Consider the following 21,772-nt stretch of genomic DNA (forward strand, 5'->3'; position numbering starts at 1 on the left):
TTCCTGGCGCGCCCGCCATCGTGAGAAGAGAAGAAAAAGAGGGATTGGTATCGTGATTTACTTAAAGTCGACCCATACGGCGCCCTTGTCGGCGGATTCGACGCACTTGGTCACCCAGCGGATGCCGTCGATGCCGGCGTCGATGCCCGGGTAGACCAGGTTTGCGAGGGCCTCCTCGTCGCCGCGGTTTTTCGCGTCCATCGCGATCGCGAAGCGGGTGTACAGGTTCGACCAGGAATCGATGAGGCCGGTGTAGTGCAGCGCGCCCAGGCGCTCGTATTCCAGCGCTTCGGGGTTCAGGTAATCCATGGCGCGCACCAGCGTCTGTACCGGCTGGCCCTGTACCTCGTATTTCAGTTCGTCCGGGTGCATATCGTTCCACTCGAGCGACGCCTTGGTGCCGACGATGCGGATGTGCTGGCTGGACATGTCGCCCGCGTTGACAGCGGAAGCCCACAGGCGGCCGACCGCGCCGTTTTCATAGCGCATCAGGACGTAAGCGTTGTCCTCCAGCGGGGCGCGGGACTTGATGAAGCTCTGGCGGTCGCACAGGAGCTGCTTCAGCTTCAGCTGCGGGCAGACCAGCTCGGACATGTAGAAGGTATGGGTGGACAGGTCGCCCAGGACGAAGGACGGGCCGGACTTTGCCGGGTCGACGCGCCACTTCTGCCCCTCGGCCTGCTTGTCGCCGGTCGGGTCGCAGGCGAAGCCGTGCGCGTAGCGCAGGTCGACCATGGTGACCTCGCCGATGTCGCCGTTCAGGACCATGCTGCGCATCTGGCTCAGCAGGTCGAAACCGGAGAAGCCGTAGGTCACGCATACGACCTTGCCCATCTTTTCGGCGAGCGCCTTGATCTCCTCGCCTTCCTCGACCTTGAAGAACAGCGGCTTTTCGCAGATGACGTGCAGGCCGGCTTCCAGCGCCGCCTTGCAGACCTCGAAGTGCTGGAAGTTCGGGGTGGCGATGTCGACCGCCTCGATGCCGTCCTCGCGGGCGGCTTCCTTGGCAAACATGGTCTTGTAATCCGGGTACAGGCGGTCTTCGTCCATATTGAGGTTCTTGCCGAAGTCCACGCAGCGGCCGAAGTCCAGGTCGAAGGCCGCGGCCTTCAGGACGAAGGAGGTGTTGTCGCGCATGGCGCCCAGGCGGTGCTTGTAGCCTACGCCGCTCGTACGGCCGCCGCCAACGATACCCCAACGGAACGGTCTGTCAATCTTCTTTTCGCCAATAAACATTTTGTTCACACTCTTTCCTATAAGTATTTTAGTTTTGCTTTTACAAACGCTGAAACAGCGTAATCATACCGGTTTGTGATTTGTACCAAAAATTGCGGAGAAACTTTGTATTAACTGTTGATTTCCTTTTCTGTGACTTCATTATAAGCTTATAGTAGCAATCCGTAAATAGCGCGGTTTGTTGTAAAATTCATCGATTTTGCCTTTATATACGAAACTGCAAAAAAGGAGTGTTCCCATGAAAAGCGTAGACCCGGGCATCCTGCCGCATTCCACGTGCTTTTCCTTCACGCCGCCGGAAACGGCAAAGGGGCTGTTTTTTTACCCGACCTGGTGCGGCCATTATTATTGCAACGAGAACTACTATATGCGCCGCCAGTCCTACCCGCCGCTGCTTGTGGTGTACATCCGGCAGGGCGTGTTCCGCATCGAGTACCGCGGGGAGGCGTGCCGGGCGCAGCGCGGGGACGTGGTGCTGCTCGACTGCACGGAGCCGCACTATTACCACGCGGAGGACGGGCTCGAGTTCCTCTACATGCACTTTGACGGCTCCAACGCGCACGCGCTCTCGCAGCACGTGATCGATACGCAGGGCTGGCTGATCCGGCGCGAAAGCAACATGATGGTCGGCAAGCTGCTTTACGATATGGTGGACTTTTATGAGCGCGGCGGTATCGAAACGCCGTTTGAAAGCTCGATGCGCATTTACAGGATGTTTGAACTGCTGCTCTCCCCCACCCGCGAGGAGCGCGAGGCCGGCGGCCCGGTTGATGATGCGATCACCTATATCCGCTCCAACGTGGGTAAGCAGATCACGCTGGAGGAGCTTGCGGGCGTCGCGCGGCTGAGCGTCTTCTACTTTTCGCACTGCTTCAAACAGCAGACCGGCTTTGCGCCGATGGATTACGTCATCAATACCCGGATCGAGCAGGCCAAGATCCTGCTTGTGCGCACCAGCAAATCGGTCGCGGAGATCGCCTACGAGGTGGGCTACGCTTCGAGCGGCAGCCTGATCAATATTTTCGTCAAGCGCGTCGGCGTATCGCCCAAGCAGTACCGGCGCGACCACAACTCCATCTCCATGCAGCCCGAATAACGCCGCGCGGCGGCAAATAAAAGAAGGGGCGCCATCCAAACCGGATGGCGCCCCTTCTTTTATCTTTATAGCAGGGCGTGGGCGCGGGTTTTTAGTGGCCGCAGTGGCCGCCGCCGCAGCCGCCCTCGTGGTGGCTGCCGCAGTCGTGCCCTTCGCCGTGCCCCTCGTGGTGGGCGCAGACGGTGTCCGGGTCGTACTGCAGGCTGCCCGCGNCGCCGCTCGCGCCGTGCGCGGGGCAGCCTTCCGCCCGGGGGCACAGCATATAGTCCCCGCCGCCGATCTGCAGCCGCTTGCCGTTCACCAGCATGTCGGCCAGCTTCCCGCGCGCGCAGTTATATACCGCTTGCACGGTCGTGCGCGCCACGCCCATGCGCGCGGCGGCCTCCTCCTGGGTGCAGCCGAGCAGGTCGATCAGCCGGACGGCCTCAAACTCGTCGACCGACATCTCGACCTGCGCCTTGCCTCGGCAGCCGACCGGCGCAAAGGCCGCGGTGCGCGGGAGCGCGCAGATGCGCCTGCATTTTTTGGGACGGGGCATCGCTTCCGCCTCCTTTGTTTCTGGCTTATGTCAAAAATAATATAGCATGGTTTCCGGCATATGTCAACCATAAAGGGGATTTCCCTCCTGCGGTTACAAATTGTAGCGGCGGATTTGCGGCACAGCCTGCGCCTGGCGTATTTTGTGCGTGTGTAGCGGATTTTGAGCGTTTGTTCAAAATGGTGATAAAGTGGGCGATGTTGTAAGAAAATGCTGCCCATATTTGCAGTTTGTGCACAAAAAATCCATAATCTGCGCATATTGCCTTTACACAAGCGGTAACATGGCATATAATAGTGATACGTATATATTTATCAATATATGTGCATTTTGCTTAGTGAATTACAGCAATTTTGCATTAAATCGATAAAGTGCACAAGTTACATTTCAGATTTTGATCATCGTACCGCCGGCTTGCCGGTATATGGAGGGGAATAATTGTGAACATGTTTAGGGGCAAACAGGATTCACGCAAACGCTTACATCGCGGCGCATACCGCCGCATCCTGGCGTTTATGGTTACGCTGGCGCTTTTCCTGCAGCAGGGCGCGTCGGCGCTCGAGGTGCTGCAAGCGCTCGGCCTAGGGCCGGAGGGGCTGGAGGCGGGCGCCCCGGCCACATTGCAGGAAGGCGATATCCCCGTCCTGCGCGTGGATATGAACGACCTCAAGGTCAGCGGGGGCAGCGTGACGATGACGGACGGCGTCACCTTGTCCAAAAAGCAGGAGGCAACGGCAGGCCTGACAATTACCTCCCGCTCGTCCGGCCAAGGCGCGAAATTCGGCGGGATCGGCGTACATATTGACACGCCCTACATTGTAAAATATCAGGACGGCACGGTCGGCCTGATCTACGGCGACTGGACAAAGCCGGAGAACTGGACAAACAAGGGGCAGCCCTCGCAGCTGCTGGGCGGCATTGCGGTAAAGCCCCAGTATGATAATTTGACATTTTTCCCGTATGACCCGCAGTCTGCGACGAATACGTTGGTTCCGGAAGTGCCGGATAGCCCCGAGGGGAAGCCGGACGTCCCCGGCGGCGAAGGCGGCACGGTTCCCGGCGGCGAGGGCGGTTCCACGCCGGGCGGCGAAGGCGATACAGGTTCGGGCGGCGATAGCGGCTCCACGCCGGGCGGCGAAGGCGATACAGGTTCCGGCGGCGAAAGCGGCTCCACGCCGGGCGGCGAAGGCGATACAGGTTCCGGCGGCGAGGGCGGTTCCACGCCGGGCGGCGAAGGCGGCACGGGTTCGGGCGGGGGTAACGGTTCCACGAACGGCTCTTATACACATCTNATTATCCCATTTATCCCGAAGAAGGGGACTTTTACCCGGTAGAATCGCTGGGTGCGGGCTGGTATGGCGGCCGCGTGCGCGTCAATATGCCCACGCAGGACTACGAACCGACGAAAAACGCCATCCTCGGGGTTTCCTTTAAGTTTTGGGTTGCAAAGGGGCAGTCCATCCCAGAGGGCACGCTCGCGCAGGTGTTCAGCTGGGCGGACTACCAGACCTATCGCGATAACGATAATAACTGGTATGACGCGAGCAACCTGGGGCTGCAGGGCATCATGCCGGGCGACCCCTGGCAAGGCGAGGGCATGGGTTCCCTGATCTATACGAATATCGACTGGGACCTCCGCGTAAACCCGGTGCACGGCACAGCGGAGGATATGGTCATGCTGTGGCAGAAGCACAATTACGCCTCCTATGAGATGACGGTGCGCAACGTGTCCGGCATGAATTACGACAAGGAAACCGACACGTATACCCTGCCCGACAATCCAGAGGAATGGGTTCCGGATACGACGGTCTTCAAGGATTTCAATATCCAGACCACCCTACCCAGTTCGGCAGGCAACGCGGAGGTGTCGGTCAACGCTTCCGCCCTGATGCGCTTCCTGATGGGGGCGGACGGCAGCCCGGTCATAAACGACCAATACGCGGACGCAAACTACAAGCCCAGTAAGACCGACCGGTTCACCGGCGTGTGGGGCTCCAATACGCTCGACAATTTTGAGTATGATTTGAGCAAATACGACGAAATCGGCGGCGTGGTCATCATCGATGTGACCGATGTGCCGGAGGGGCAGCGCGCGGTAGAGGATCCCGGCAAGCTGGTGGACGCCGGCGGCAAGCTGGTCGGCTACAGCGCCACGGGCACGTCCGTCAACTTTGAGTCGCTGAACCAGATCCTATACCCGCCGCATATGAAGGGCGGGGTCAAAAACCCCCATGGCGGCGAAAACGGCGAAGGCATAACCTATGACAAGGACTATCCGGACGCCCGCGTATACCGCGTCTTTGTGCCCTACAGCAACGCGACCAATATGCAGACATCCGCGGACTATATGCGCGCCAACCCGGAAGCCATCGGCCAGATTTATTTCGGGCCGGAGATCACGAATAAGGACGAGGAGACCGGCGAGGTCATCACGCGCGGCAAATACACATGGCAAAAAAACGACAAGGATAACGTTACCTATTTCTACATCCCTGAAGGCGAGGGCGAGGGCGAAAAGGTCGTTGAGCAGCAGGAGGCGCAGGTCGGCCGCACGCTGACCTACACGATCCGCGACATCGGCTACAAGGCGGCAAAGCAGCTCCAGGGCGCGAACCTGATGCCGCCGATGTACCGCCCGCAGATTACGGACGAGCTGCCCGCGGACTATGACCTGGAGGCGGTGCGGCTTTATGTCGACCCGGAGGTTGTGCAAGCGTCCAACGGGGAGTATATCAAAAAGTGGCTCGGCGGCGAGGACAAGCTGATCGGCGTGGGCGTAATTGAGGACGAGTTTGTCCACAAGACGCCCTACCCCTTCCTGCAATACCTCTCCAAGGACGGCAAAACGTGGGTCGACCTCGACACGCCGGCGGTAACGCAGGAAACCGTCACGGTAGGCGGCAAGGAGCAGGTCTGCTTTACCTTCGATTGCTCCGACATGTTGGCCTTTAACGAGGATTTTTACCAGAACCATACCATCCGCATGAACTTTAAATACGCGCTGGGCATCGGCGAGGCGCTGCCCTCGAACATCGAGCTGGCGGGCACCTCCCGCGTGGCGGGTACGCGCGTCAACAAGGCGCAGGTGCGCTTCTGCATGCTCGATTATGTGGAGGAGCAGCAGTCGGACGCCATCCGGGACGGCCTGCTGACCGACCAGATCGGCTACTTCCCCGTTCAGGACAAGGCGGGAAACTCGCCCTGGCTGAAAAAGGACAGCGCGCCGGAGAAACAGATCGACCCCTCCAAGATCAGCGGCAAGCTGCAGGTGCGCACGCGCATCAAGAAGGAAGAGAAGGTCGACGATACCGAGCTGCGCACGCCGCTCGGCCTGGAATCGGGCAGCTACTACTTTACCGCCCAGAACGAGGCCGAAGGCCAGGGCTATAACGTCGGCTTTACCTTCGACCTGCCCATGCTGGTCGAGGACGACGACCTGGCGGACGGCAAGAAGGACAAGCCGGGCTTTGAATCCTCGGGCATTTACCTGCACAAGCAGCTCATCGAGGCCGGCGACCCGGCCTGGAAGCGCGACGGCGCGGGCAAGCTGCTGTATGAGCAGAACCCCGACGGCACGCCCGTGCTGGACGAAAACGGCAAGGTCAAACTCATCGAGGGGCCGATGCTCACCCTGACAAGCTATAAGGCAAAGGGCGCGGACGGCAAGCCCCTGACGGTCAGCTTTACGAAAACCGAGCTGCTGGCGCTGGTCAACACCTCGAACCGGCAGGATAAGGACAAGCACCCGGACGCGGCCTTTATCGACCTGCGCCCCGAACTCCGGGACGAGCACGGCAACGTGACCCAACAGGCCTCCGACCTGCGCAAAAAGCTCGGGCAGGTGTCCAAAATCGAGCTGACCTACAGCGCTTTCAAGGGCAAAAGCCAGCTCCTGCACCTGGACGACGAGGACCCGGCGAACGACCTCGAAGACCAGGCCAACCAGTACATGGAAATCCTCGGCACCTGCTATACGATCAGCAAGTGCAAGGCCGCGCTTTCCTACAGCGTCGACGGCTGGCACGACCGCTTCATCAACCAGCAGCGCGAGGACGCGGCGAACCCCCAGTTCGTCTATAAGGGCACAGACGACGGCACGCTGATCTATGAGATGGCCAAGCCGACCATCGACATGCTCGTGCACTGGCTGGACGACGACGGCAACACCCGCGCGAAGGCGAACCGCCAGGCTGTCCCCTACCAGGACCGCTTCAAGTACGCGGCCACGCTCGGCAACGACTCGACCGCGCTCATGAGCGAGGGCGAGATCACGCTTAAGCTGGACTTGTATCCCGGTGATTACAAGGTCAAGGGGCTGGAAAACACCGGCTTCCGGGCCGATATGGTCGCCATCGATATGGAGCACATGCGCGAGTTCAAGCCGCAGGGCTGGGACGCGGCGCACCCGGACGAGGCCTGGTCGTCCGACACAAACTGGGCGAACCTCGAGAAGGTCGGCTTATATTGGAACGGCAACGACCCCGACGCCAAGGGCGCGCAGCCTGACCTGGTGCTCGACCGCTATGCGCTCGAACCCTATATTGGGGCGGACGGCGTGCTGCGCCTGCCGCGCACGGCCTGGGAAGGCGCAGACCCGCAGAAGCCAGAGCACCTGCTCGGCGCGGTGCGCGTCTACCTGTCTGAAATGGACGCCAAGATGGTCGCGGCGCATAACGAGACGATGGCGGACGGCAGTACCGCCCATTACGACGATAAGTTCCTGTATTGCAGCGTATATGGCAGCGCAAACGTTTACGAGCGCGACCTGGCGGTGCAAAACCAGTTCCTGGCGCGCAGCCCGGCCATGCCGAACGGCGAGAAGTTCGTGCGCAAGGCGGCCGACGTGGGCGACCCCGACCCGGACTGGAAGGGAGAGCCGAAGGACAACCCCGGCATGGGCGTCAAGAAAATCTATGTCGACGCGAACCCGCGCGTTGCCCTGAATATCTACCGCGACCCGGCGCTGAACCTGCCGAACCTGGGGTCCTCCTATACGAGGCTGCCCCCTTACCTGCCGGACACCGCAAAGTGGTCGAACTGGTACTGGGGCACCTTGCTGACGAATTTCTCACTGAACCAGCAGTACCCCGCGGACGCGGCGCACACGCAGTATACGAAGACCTGGCCGACCGGCGCTGCCGAGGCCGGGAACACGGGCATGGTGCGCACGTTTGCCGGCGGCAAGGACTATATCAGCGCGCAGCTGACGAATACTGACGAAAACGGCGGCAGCCGCGAGGTTTCCGACCTTCTGCGCGGCGTTTACGAGGTCAGCTTCCCCGCGCGCGTCAACCCCGACCGGTATAGCCGCGCCGAGGGCTTTGTCACGGAAGGGATCCTGATCCCCGCGAAGGACGCGCTTTCCGGCGGCGTGGATGAGATCCGCCTGTACGGCCTGGATAAAAGCGGCAACGAGGTAACGCTCACCTTTGGGCGCGACGAGCTGTACGGCGAAAACGGCAAAACGGCGCTGTTTGACGATGCGGAAACGCCCGGCTACCACACGCTGAGGGCCGAAGCGTGGGACGACGGAGCAAAGCCCCAGCATATCCACGCGCTGCAAAGGGTCAAGGTCGTGTTTGCGCAGTTCCGCGGCACGGTCAAAAAGGGCGACGGCTTCGATGTGAAGCTGCGCGGCCATGTGCTCGCAACCGGCGCGCTGCGCGTGCACGCCTCCTTCTACACGGAGGACGAGCGCCTGGAGGCGCGCGTCAATAACGAACGCGTTTACGACCCCTATACCCACTTGCAGCACGACAATAACGCGGCCGCCGGCAAGAATATGCCCGCGAACCGTCCGGCCACGTCGGCGGGCAAGCCGGCCTACTACGCAGAGGATACGCTGGAGCATATCCTCTATATTGACGACTCCTACAACCTCTATGTATATAGCGACGCCTATTACGAGGCCTACCAGCCGGAATATGCGCCCGACGGGGTGACGCCGGTCACCTATGTGGACGCGAACGGCGAGACCCAGACGCGCGGCATCCATGGCCAGGATCGCGCGCTGATGGGCACGAACCAGCACGACAATACGGCGTACGTGCCCTTTAACCAGCACGAAAAGCGCTTTGACGTGTATATCGGCTCGGGCGACCGACCGATTTATTACTGGTACGGCCCCTGGCAGGCTTCGTCCGGCAACAACGAAAAGCTGCCCCTGTCCGAGGGCGTGCTGCAGTCCGAGCTGCCTGTAAAGCTCGTGCCGCGCCAGGACAAGGACGGCAATTACCTGGACGCAAGCGGCAACAAGACGGCGCAGGCGGGGGCGGAACAGCTTGCCAAGGGCTTCCTGTTCGACCGCCTTGTTATCACCGATGAGCAGCTCAAAAAGCTGTATGACGGCAAGGACGGCCTGTTTGAGGTCGTGTTTGCCTCCGCGCAGGACAACAAGGAAGGCATCGAACCGCGCAAGGAGCTGGCAAATTCCGTGTCCTTCACCGGGGAAGAACTGGCAAGCCACTATAAAGAGGGCGAGGGCTACACGTTCACGCTGGAGGATATCCGGAAGAAGGCCGCCGGCTTTGGCGACGTGCGCTATGTGCGCGTAAATGTGATAGACGTGCGCGAGGACACCGGCACGAAGGATAAGGCGCTGCAGCTCCGGCTTTACGGCCAGACGAACAGCTATACCGAAACTTCCGACAAGGGCGGCGCGGAAGACGCGCTGCAGATCAAGAGCGTATTCTACCGCCCGGAACGCTGGAACTTTGAGACCGGCCAGTACGAAACCAAGCAGGTGCTGACGGGCACGCCCAGCCAGACGGGCGCCTATGCGGGGCGCGTGGTCGTAGACCCGGTACAGAGCGGCGTGCAGACCGCGCAGTTCGTCGTGCAGCGCCCGCACCCGTACGCCTATGTGCAGTCGGTCTTCACCGACCGGGCGCTGGCGGACAAGGGGATCACGCCGGGCAACGGCGCGAGCGCGTCCGGCCCCAACAATTGGGGCGCGGTCACCACACAGATCGACGTGCCGATGGGCAACCTGCTGGACCTCAAGGCCTACGACCGCTACCAGCACTTCTATAAGGTCACCTTCGGCAACCAGTGGAACCAGTCCGCCGTAAACCAGGTGGTCGGCGGCACGAACCGCAGCGTTACCACGAACCGCAGCTACTCCGACCTGGTGGACGCGGCCTTTACGGCTTCCCTGCCGGTCAGCGTCACAGGCAGCGACAAGATGGACCGCAAGGGCTTCTTGCTGACGGCCATCGAGATGGACCCCAATATCCTTAAATACGGCAAGGACGCCAAGCTGACGGTTTACCGCTGGGACTACGACGACCAGAAGGGCGAAGCGGACCCGGCAAACGCGGGCAAGTTCGCCGTGATCGACGAGCAGGCGCTCAGGGCGTCGCTCGGCCGCGCGAAGCTCGACCCCGCAGACCCCCAATACGCCTTCCGGAACCGTTTGCAGTTTTCCTATACGGACAGCGACGGCAAGCCGGTCGCGGGCATGGCGGGCGAATTGCCCGAGGGCTGGTATATCCGTGCGGTGCGCCTGTCCTACGGGGTGTATTTCGGCAACGACAGCACGGCCGCAAACGGCGGCAGCCTCAACAACTATACATATAGCCAAGAGACCAACAAGCAGACCTATGTGCTGCTGGAAGGCAGCCCGAGCACCTATAACGACAGTGCGGCGGGCACCGCGGCGCAGAATGTGACCTACGGCGGCATCGTCACCGCGACCGGCAACCTGACCGTGCCCAAGGGCTACGACCCGTTCGATTTTGCGCAGGCAAAGACCGAACTCGATACCCGGACGGGCTCGTTCCGTTCGCTCAAGGTCGTCCCCAAGGCCGAGGTGCACGCAGTCGGCACGGTCGGCGCCTATAAGGGGCAGCCGAGCGGCGACAAGGGCGACCGCGACGCCGCCATGGGCGTGGAAGGCGCGTTCTTCCGCGTCAAGGCCGGCAATACCGGCCCCACCCGCGCCTATAACGCCTTCCTCAAGAACACGCTGCCGATCAGCCCGACCCCGGTCGACGTGGAGGGCTACCAGTCGCTCGCGGGCTTCAAGCTGACCCGCATCGCGTCCGACGCGGCGTTTTTGGAAAACATCACGCGCGACGGCAAGGTCGAGCTGGATTCCGTCTTCATCCAGGAGGCGCAGCCGCTGAAGCTCGACGCGGAGGGCAAGCGCGACGACAGCCTGCCGAAGCCCGGCCGCGCAAGCGTGCTGATCCGCCGCAAGCTGGTGGACGGCGAGGGCAACGACGCGACCAGCCAGAATATCCACAACCCGATGGGCGATCCCGCGGGCGCGGGATGGGACCGGCTGCTCGGCGGCGCGTACAGCGAGGGCTATACCCCGGTCGCCGGCGAGGGCACGGCCTACCAATATGAGATGGTCTACACCGGCCGCGACGGCAGCAAGAAAACCTATGCCGTCTCCGCGGACGACCTGTTCAGCACGGACGCGAGCGGGAAACCGATCCTTTCGATCAGCGAAACCGTGTGGAACGACAAGGTGGAGCATCCGATCGACCATCCCGACACCGCGAACATCTGGGTGACGCAGTACAACTCCACGCTCGAGGGCGGCAACAACTTTAGCCCGAGCAAAAACAGCGGCTACCTATACCTTTACGGCACGCCGGACGGCTATTCTTACGACAATATCGACGAAAACGGCAACAAGGTCGACCCCGGCAAGGATATCACCATGAGCGAGTTCCTCAAGCTGGCGAGCAGCTGGACGGAGAGCTACGAGACCATCGGCGCTTCCGCCGCGATGACGACCTATACCCGCACGGTCGATAGCTGGGCGCGCCTGCACATCGGCCCGTCCGACCCGACGGTCGATATGACCGCCGCCAAGGCGGACGACCCCGCGGATCCCGGCGCGGCCTACCCGCTGGCGCTTGAGACAAGCGGGGATTCGGACAACGACCGGAACGCCCTCCCCCTGTCTTATGAGGACAAAGACGGCCTGTTCTACCGTATGCGCCTCGGCAACAAGTCGACGAGCGCTATGTCCCGCCCGGTGCTCGGCGTCAACCTGCCGCTGTACGGCGACAACCCGGACACCAACGAGCAGGAGGACAGCCGCCGCGGCTTCCAGGCAACCGGCCTGTTCTTCGACCGCAAGCTGATCGGCGACGGCAAGACCCTGCTGGGCTGGAAGGCGCCGGACGGCGTGACCCGCCTCAATGGCCAGGCGGCAGAGCCTTACCCGGAATCGGCGACCCCCTGGGCGCCGCCGTCCTATGATGAAAACACGGGCGCGATGTCCGGCGGCTACCCCGCAACGGGCTGGGTGCCGGTGCTGGACGAAGGCGTGGCCACGGTTGCAGAAATCCGCGTGTACGACCGCCTTGCGACCATGCTGGACGCGGAGGGCAAGCCTGTTCCGCGCTGCCGCACCATCCTGGGCGACGAGCTGAAAGGCCTGCTGGCAGGCCGCAGCGGCGGGCAGGGCGCCAAGGTGGACTATACCGCGTGGTATGACGAAGCGGACCCGGACGGCGAGGCAAGCATCCCCTACCCCGGCCGCATCGAAATCGTGTTCTCCCGCTTTGACGGCGACGTCAAGGCGCAGGGCGGCACGGACAACCGCGGCGAAGTGCGCGTGCTGGGCTTCGCGGGGCGCTACGGCGACCAATATACTTACCAGAAGGCCTTTGCGGGCACGCAGAACCTTGTGAACACCAAGGACCACCTGGCGGCTTTCAACCCGCATACGTCGGGCAAAAAGGTATATGTGACCCGCTATGACGGCTATGGCCGGCCTTACCTGGAGGAAAACAACCACTTTGGCAACGATATCCTGGCGGAAACGAGTTTTATCGACTATGTTTCCGGCACGAGCCAGAAGGTCAAGCCGGACGACGGCTGCGAGGAGTGGAAGCACGCCTCCTTCAACATCAAGGAGCCGCGCCCGGTGACCACCGCCAGGACGGAATACTATAACCGCGCGGCGCTTGGCTATGGCACAAGTTACGACCCCAACCCGGCGAACACCGGCGGCACGCGTAACGACGGCACCGCGCTGTCCGCCTCCATCGACCAGAACGGCAACTGGAACGTCGTGCCCTACGCGCGCGAGTACCTGTCGTCCTTCGGCCTGACGAACGACTCGGTGTCGCGTATGGAGGGCTTCCGCTTTACGCTCGACCCGGGCATGGAGGCCGCGCGCACGCAGGACGCCGAGGGGCATCGCGGCTTCCACACGATGGACGTCATCGTGCGCGGGCAGCTCTTTGAGCAGGCGGTCTTTGACCGGATCGTGCTGCGCGACGTCGACCGGCCGGACGATTACTATGTCGAGGTCACGCGCGACAACGCGGACGGCGGCGCGCCCGCGGATGCGGGCGCAAAGCCCCCGTATAAATATCAAAAGCCGGCTACCGCGGCCAAGGCGCTGCCGGAAACGGTCAACCAAAACGCGACCTTCACCGTCACCCTGCATAAGGACGGCGCGGTGCGGACGCTCGCGTCCGGCCTGACGCGCCTGGCTGCGGATAAGCCTTCCGCCGCGCCGGCGGAGGGGCTTTACACCGCGAAAGCGGGCGACCTGCTCATTTCCCGCGAGCTGCTCGTAGGGCAGGCCGGGCTGGCGAATATCGGCAAGGCCGAAATTTACGGCTCGGACTTCCTGCCGATGCGCAAGGACGACCCCAAGGCGTTTACCGAGGAAATTAGCCCCAAGAAGGGCAAGGACGCATGGGCGCTGGCCGTCCGGCCGGATCAGGCGGCGGAATCGGTTGTATTCGTCGGCCTGAGCGACCGCCCGATCAGCACCACGGTCGGCGCGGCGGGCAACCGCGCGATCACGAGCGAAACGTCTACCGTCGTAACCGGCACGTTTGAAACGCTGCTGTACGGCCACGGCTTTGCCCAGCTCGATATCGCGCAAAGCGGCGCGCCCGGCACGGTCACGGGCGTCCAGGACGGCGAAAACAACTTTGCCGATATCGCGCGCGAGGAACACGTCCGCGGCGATACCGACAAGGCCTGGGCCTACACGCCGAAGCTCTATTTCGACACCACCATGAGCGCGGCGTTCTCCGAGGACGCGAAGGGCATCTCCCCGGCGGATTACCGCTATGTGGACGAGACCATGCCGAATAATATTAACCGCGACAGTACCGACTACTGCTGGGACAGCCAGTATACGCATGCGCCGTATCTCGATAACCATACGCTGACCGTGGGCTACAAGTCGCTCGCGGCGTATACGGTCGATTTCCGGCAGTGGTTCCGCACGCCGCGCGCCAATACCGGCACGGTGTTGCAGGACTACAACGCCGCCGCCGAAGTCTCCATGACCATCGACGTGCCCGAAAACAGCTTTGATGCGTATTTCCTCAAGCTGCGCCCCTACCTGAAAAACTATGTAAAATCCGTCGCCATCGTACATAAGGACGGCACGGTGGATACGCGCGCGGGTACGGACTGGGCGGACGGCACCGCCGCGAGCAGCGTCGGCACCATGGCGGGCGAGGACGCAGGCGGCTGGTGGCGCATCAACCTCGTCAATCCGGACGCATCGGCGCAGGCGGCGGGTTTTGCCCCGTCCAATATCGACGCCGGCGACAACCGGTACGACCCGCGCGACACCGCGGACGCGGGCAGCCTCGCGGGCTACCGCTGGCCGGGCTACGCGGTGCAAAGCGGCGGGATCGACAAGGTCATCGTCACTATGTCCATCAACGAAAACCCAGCGGCGCAAAACAAGACCAACCAAAGCCTGTGGGAGGTCGTCGCGGCGGACGAAGGCTCGTGGTACCGCGAGGCGGTCGACCCGCAGGCGATGGGCGAAAAATACGCCAGCCATGCCCAGGTCGTGCCAAACGGCGACACGGTTGGCAAGCAGGAAACCCGCCACTCGATCGCAGTCGCGGGGCGCGTCATCAAGACCGGCGCGCAGTCCGCCTCCGTCAACACCCATATCGCCCTGGGCGCACAGTATGACGTCGATTACGAGGCGAACGCGGCGCAGCGCCTGCAACCTGTCGCCCCGCAGAACCGTGTGACCGCCGTGCGCGAGCAGATCGGCAAGGACGACGGGCAGCACCCGCATGCGGCTGTAAAAACCCGCAGCGACTGGTCGTACGGGGAAGAGTACCATCATTACACGACGACCTATTATAATTACAGTTATCACGCCGATTCAAACTGGGCGGACTGGCAGTCCGGCTACCTCTATAACGACGCGGATATCAATGTGCTGGGCGCGAACGTGCGCACGGAATCGGGCTGGGGGAAAACGGCGGACGGCAAGGCGTTTTCCGAAGCCTCCGGCAACATCCGGCAGGACTTCTATGAAAACAACTATAACGCAGACCTGCCCTACGGCGCGCTGGCCGGTTTCGGCATCGGCATCGGCCAGCCGGCGGATACCAATGCTGAAAAGGCACGGCAGTATTACCACTATAGTACCGGCGCTTACCGCTACCTGTACGACGAGTGGAAGGGTCTGTTCACCCAGCTCGACTATGTCGAAACGGCCGATACCCTGCCGGAGCTTTCCCGCGAGGACGGCTGGTATAAGGGCTTCTTCAGCCGCTATATCGAGGTCGCGGACAACATGCGGCCGTACCTGACGCGCGTCAAGGTCGAGATTGCGGAGCACGAGACCGACACCACGGGCGTGGACGGCGCGCCCCCGACGGGCGACGTCAAGACGGCGGCCAAAGCCACCCGCACCGTGACGCTCGACTACCTCGACCTGTACGGCAATGAAGAAGCCGCCACCGCGCCCACCTTGGACGAAGCCAAGGGGAAAAGCGGCATGGAACACATGGGACGCATCCTGTTCCGCTACGAGGACAACACGGATGCGGCGACCGGCGACTCCATCAAGGGCAACCAGAACCTTGCGGACGGCCACACGGACGACGAACTCGACGGGGACGCCTATAACGACGCCGTCAACGCGGACGCCGCCCTGCTGGCGCAGAAGAACGTCATCACGCTCGGCCGTAACGAATACCCGTCCAAGGTGACGTTTGTCGCGGTCAACCTGCCCGGCGACGGCGACCAGACGGACGAGTACCTCGGCGTGCAGCCGGAGCGCAGCCAAGCGGCGGATGCAAACCCGGACTACTACCTGTTCGGCAATGTCGACGAGATCATCGACGACGTGCTGCCGCGCAGCAACCCGTACCACTCCGCCTGGACGCAGACGGGTTCCGGCAGTTCCCTGGAAAGCGTCGGTTCGCGCAATAACCGCGTGCTGACAAACGCCCAGGTGCAGCCGCGCACCAACCACGTTTCAAGCGCCTTCGGCTACCTGGCCACCGCGCCGGAGGCCATCGGCTGGAAGGACGGGGACGGCCGCCTGCACTTGGTCGAGGACGGCGCAACGGGCTCGGAGCCCGGCTGGACGGAACTGAAAGAATCCGTCCCGTACAAGACGACGGATGACAACGCCGCGCGCGGCCTGAACCCAGTCGGCGGCGGGGTGGACACCGGTTCGGTGGACAGCCGCTCCATGCTGATCGCCAAGCGGCTGGACAACACCCCGGCGGTGTATATTGACACCGTCCCCCTGCTGCCGGGCGGCACCGCCGCGGCGGGCGACCCCATCTCCAGCCCGTACCACGCATCCGGCGCGGCAAACGGCCCGGAGTACAGCGAAATTTACGATTACGGTGTGGACAACAAGACGCCAAACACGCAGCGGTTCCGCATGTGGGCGGTCAATACCTCCAAGGAGGGGCTGAAGGCGTACGCGGCGGACGAGACCCTGGATACGGCGGGCGTGTATTATGACAAATTGTCCTATGAAAACGCCATGCCGGAAGGCCTGCGCACGCAAAAGCTGTGGATCCCGGCGCAGTTCCTGACGAAAACCGCCTATGCCGGCCAGCAAAAGGCCACCGAGGGCGCGGACGATGTCGCGGTGCTCCGCGAAAACAAATACGCGGTGGATACGTTCACCTTGCGCACCGCGGCCGCGCCGAACCAGACGCACACCGCGCCGGGCGCTTCCGCCAAGCCCACAAACGAGTTCGACCTGATGCAGTTCGCGCTCGCCGACATTATGGAAAACGACGGCGAGATTGCGCCCGCGTACAGCAAGTACATTTCCTACGCCGGCCGGGACGGCAACCCGGCGGCAAGCAAGGAAAACGCGCGCTATTTCCTGATCGACCTCGACAAAATGTTTGTGGACGGCGCGTCCTACACCGATGCGGCGGGCAATCTTGTCAAGCTGACCCCGGTCAAGGTGGCGGCGGACGGCCAAAGCGCCTACGACCCGTCCAGCAGCGAGGGCTATTTCCTGCAGCACAACGTCGTTTCCTGCAATTACGGCGTCAAGGTGCGCACGGACTGGCTGATCGACTTCCAGAAGAACCGCCGCCGCTTCTTCGGCCCGAACGCCGAAGGCAACGCCACGCTGACCGGCGTGCGCAATACAGGCCCCGCCGGCGCGGCGGCGCCGGGCTACGCCGAGGGCGAGGAGCCGGCCGACCTGCTGTTTGAAGGCGTTTTCGTCGACCGCTTCTATGAGGCGGATGAAGACCCGGCGGGTGCGGGCACCGATAAGGCATGGGACAGCAAGTCCCGCCCGGGCGTGGCGATCGACCCGCTCAAGCTGGCCAAGTCCATTTCGGACGAACTGACGGTCAAATTTGAGATGGCGGGCGTGAACGCGATCCACAACGTCGCGTCCAGCGGCATCACCATGAAGCGCGAAGTCACGGTGGCGAACCACAAGCGCCTGCGCTTCCTCAACCGTGCGGCCAAGCTCAACGTGGCCGTCAACCGCCTGCCGTATGTGGACGCGGCGGGGACGAGCGGCCTTGCGCCCGACCCGGACGCGAAGGACGCCAATAATGTGCACCGCCCGCTCGGCCTGTCCTACGGCGGCAACGACTTTGACAAGGCGGACGCGAACGACAAGGCCAAGACGCCGAAGGCGCCGGTCGATATCCAGAAGCTCATCCCCGGCGACCGCATCACCTATTATGTGACGGCGGTCAACGAGAAGGACGCGCTGCCGACCCCGGCCGGCGGCGAACGCGGCAACACCACCTGGGACGCCCCGGTCATCCGCTTCGAAGCGCCGAAGGGCACCCGCATCGCACGGTGGTACTACATGCCGGAGCAGTTTACGTTCGGCGACCTGCCCGCGCTCGACGCGGACGGCAACTGGCAGGCGGCGGACGGCGGCGCGCTGCACATCGTAAACGGCAAATGGGTCACGCTAAACCCGGACGGCAGCGTCAAAAATGATTACGGCGACGCGGCCTCCACCCCGGTATCGGGCCTGACGGCGGCGAAGCCCGCCGCGGCCAGCGATCTGGCCTGGGGCGACGCGCAAATCCTGCGGGAGGACATCACGGCCTACGACCCGCAGCATACGGAACACGAAAACGGGGCTACGCCTGCGGAAAAATATGCAAACGTCCCGCATAACACCGAACTGAAGGACCTCTACTCCGGCAAGGAGAGCGAGGCGCCGACGGTGTTCGCGCGCATGCGCAGCTTCTTCCGCGCGGCGTTTGCCGAGCCGGAGGTGCCGGACACGGCGGTGCGCCAGCTTGTCTGGCAGATCAACAAGCCCGTCATGCTCAACCAGGGCGTGCGCATCATGGTAGAGCTTGAGGTCGAGTCCGACCTCGACACAGCGGACGACACCACGCCCGACGGCGGGAAGCTCGAGGGCAAGGAGCTTGCCCAGAGCGTCGTGTATTTCGGCTCTTACGACGATACGCACGGCTATGAACCCATTTACTTCACTTCCACCCGGCTCGAAGCCGCGGGCGCGGGCATCGCGGATGTGGAAAACTACACGAACGCCAGCGAGGGCGGCAAGGACGTCGCCGCGATCCCGAAGACGGCGAACGCATACGGCGCGTCCGTCGCCCGCCAGGAGACCATCGGCAGCGACCCGACCGTCACCTACGAGCGCCTCAAGCCCACGGCGGCCGGGGACATTACGGCGGACGGCAGCACCGACGGCACGATGGCGCGCGTCAAGTCCGGCAAAATGAAGTTCTTTGCGGTGGACAACAAGCCGTCCATGCAGCTGCAGATGACGGACAACATCGACGGCGGCGAGGCGCGCCTCACGGTCGGCACGCCAAACGCGGACGGTACCACGCTCGGCACCATCCGCAACGATTCGCACCGCAACGCCACCAAGATGGAGCTGACGTTCGACTTCATCGGCGGCAATACCGGCTTTGCGCAGGCCGACCTGCGCGAGCTGCAAGGCTTCTTCCTCAACCGCCTGCCCGCTGGCGACGAGCTGCTCTACGACCAGACCGGCAAGCAGTACAGCACGGTTTCAAACCCGGACGGCTCCGAAACCACCATCGACAACCGGATGTCCGCGACGCGCTTCGTGCAGCTCCGCGGCGACCTCAAGGCGGATGGCACGGTGCGGGACGGCTGGACGGACGTGGCCTACGACCCGACGCACCCCTACGCGATCCGCGAGCGGCAGGACGGTTACCGCCTTGTGCACCCGTATTACACGGATGGCGGCGGCAACCGCGTCAGCGCAAACCCGAACGGCTACTATTGGGACGAGGCGGAAAACCAATACGTCCCCGTAGACCCGCGGCAGGTCGCGCGGCTCCGGCTGCAATATGCGACCCTGTCGGCCTACAACCAGGCGCGCCCGGACGCGGAGGACAATTACCTCGCGGTGCCGGCGGTCACGCTGCACGGCGTCAGCGTGTGGGCGGATACCGACCCCAACACCGCGAAGGACGCGTACAGCTACAATTACAAGGTGCGCCTGGAACAGAAATGGTTCATCGATTCGTCCGCGGGCGACAACTTCACCACCCTCGAACCCGGCGAAACGACAACCGGCCAGTCCGGCAAGACGGATGGGGAACTCCAGGATGACATGAAGGACGGGCTGGGCAACCCCACGGAGAACCCGGACCGCGACGACCAGAACACCAATATCGAGAAGGACACCTATGTCTACGGCACGCAAAACGTGCTCACCTACCCGGTGCGCCGCCGCATGTCCAACGTCTCGCTCATGAACGCGGCGTACGACACGCGGGGCGACGCGGAGGCCGATGCGCAAAGCGGCTCGCTGGTGGATACCAGGTCGCTGCGCGGCTACCGGCCGGGGCAGGCCGTGTGGAACCGCCTGGCGGTGCAAAGCGCCAAGGCGGCCGCGAAAGGCTACACCGTGACCGCGGCCTATAACGGCAAGGTCAATTACAACGGCGGTACCGCCCTGCCCAGCTATTCCCTCCGGGACTGCCTGGGCACCGGCGAGGTCTACCGCCCGACGGTGATCGATAAGGTGCCGGTGGACTATGTCGACCTGCCGGCCGGCATGGCGCCGGCGGACGTGGGCGCGGAGCCGGTCAAGGTCACGCTGCCGCAGGACGTTATCATCCGGTGGCGCAATGCCGACGGCACCTACCGCGCGCCCAAATCGGACGCAAACCCGGACGGCTTCACGATGCCGGAGGTCACGGCCTACAAGGTGACCGAGGCCGATACCGGCGGGATGCAGGCCTATCCGGCGGTGGGGATCGACCGTACCGACGCGGCCGTTGTACCGAACGGCGCGGACGTGCGGACCGAAAGCAAGGACTTCCTGGTATTTACCTACACCTTCGGGGACGCGGACGGCACCGCGGCGCTCCAGCCGGGCGAACGGATCGAAATCCTGTACCCGGCCGCGACGCACACGGAAGGCCTGCCGATGGTGTCCTACCAGGAATCCGGCAAAAACATCTACCTGCCGCGCATCGGCGAGTATCAGCACAACAACTATTCGGGCACTTCGCCGAATACGAATGCCTCTTACCCGAACCCGGGCAATACGGCGGGCAAGGGCATGGATATGGACAACCTGCTGCACGACGTCGGCTTTACCGGCGTGCGCACCGGCATGAAAGCCGCGACCGCGTGGCAGGCCCGTACCGGGGCGGACCCGGGCAGCACGGTGACCGGCTCCTTCCCGCTGCCGGATTACACCAAGGCGCCCGACAGCGAGGGCAATTACCCCGTCCTGCTCTATCCGGACGATACCAAGCAAAAGCGCGGCGAGTTCCTGCACGGTTCCACTACCCGGTTCCCGGGCAACGGCGGCAACAGCGCAGACCAGGGCGGCAACGGCAACTTCTTTGATTACGACCTGGACAGCCAGGCGCGCCAGACATGCGCGGTACAGTCGGCGAACACCGGCGTGCAAGAGGTGCAGCAGCTCCTGCCGAACCAGTTCAACGCCTCGGACGGGACGGACGGCAAGGCGGGTACCCTGCGCGACTGGTACAGCAAGCTGATGGTTACCCGCACATGGGGCGTCCAGACGGCCGCAGGCCGGGGCGTCCAGCCGGGCAAGGTGGTAAACGGCGGCCGCACGGCGCTCGTCGACAGCGCGGACGGCAAGAAGGAGAACGTCCTCTGGTCGGAAGACGCGCTGCACCTGCAAAAGGCGTGGCTGTTCGGCGCGACGCAGTTTGAGACTGGCCGCAGGTACGCGGGCGACATAAACGGCACCTCCAGCCAGTACGACCTGGGCTACGCCGGCAGCGGCATGCCCGGCGCAGAATGGCTGTTTATCGACGGCCAGTTCCGCGTCTATACGCCCGCCTTGCAGTTTGGCGAGACGTATACGGCGCAGCTTTACGCGATCAACTACGGCGACTGGGCGACCGACGGCGTCACGATGACGTACGTGCTGCCCAAGGGCGTCATGCCCAAGCTGACGCCGGACGGCGGCCTGTCCCTGCAGGCCTACTACGGCGGCGCGCCCGCGGCAAACGGCAGCCCGGCGGCGACCCCGCTCGACAGCGCGCTTGTAAAAGCGGAAATCGTGCAGCGCCCATCGGGCGGCGTGCCCGCCCCCGGCCACCGCGCGGCAAAGTCCGCGTTCGACCCGCTGCTCGCGAAGGATTTCTTCGGCGGGCGGTACGAAACCTATACCGACGGCAAGGAGGACGCGCCGTGGGTCGTGAAGG

4 protein-coding genes are annotated in these 21,772 nt (G+C 63.1%); 2 read left to right on the forward strand and 2 right to left on the reverse strand.

What is annotated here, in order from left to right:
- Positions 1-57 precede the first annotated feature (57 nt).
- Positions 58-1,236, reverse strand: a complete 1,179-nt coding sequence (locus CZ203_RS07335; RefSeq protein WP_087065485.1) for a Gfo/Idh/MocA family protein — start codon at positions 1,234-1,236, stop codon at positions 58-60.
- Positions 1,237-1,474: 238 nt separating this feature from the next.
- Here CZ203_RS07335 and CZ203_RS07340 point away from each other — a divergent pair, with 238 nt between their 5' ends.
- Positions 1,475-2,332 (forward strand): helix-turn-helix domain-containing protein, encoded by an 858-nt coding sequence (locus CZ203_RS07340; RefSeq protein WP_087065486.1) that lies wholly within the window; start codon positions 1,475-1,477, stop codon positions 2,330-2,332.
- Between the two features lie 91 nt (positions 2,333-2,423).
- On the opposite strand, the gene CZ203_RS07345 is transcribed toward CZ203_RS07340, so the two are convergent.
- Positions 2,424-2,870 carry a DUF134 domain-containing protein gene (locus tag CZ203_RS07345; RefSeq protein ID WP_087065487.1) on the reverse strand — a complete coding sequence of 149 codons (447 nt, stop codon included), beginning with the start codon at positions 2,868-2,870 and terminating at the stop codon, positions 2,424-2,426.
- A gap of 1,366 nt (positions 2,871-4,236) precedes the next feature.
- Between CZ203_RS07345 and CZ203_RS14680 the strand changes: the two genes are divergently transcribed.
- The coding region (locus CZ203_RS14680; RefSeq protein WP_159456415.1) for a hypothetical protein at positions 4,237-21,772 on the forward strand (17,536 nt) is incomplete at its 3' end.

It is taken from the genome of Intestinibacillus massiliensis (genome assembly GCF_900155735.1).
Classification (GTDB): domain Bacteria; phylum Bacillota; class Clostridia; order Oscillospirales; family Butyricicoccaceae; genus Intestinibacillus; species Intestinibacillus massiliensis.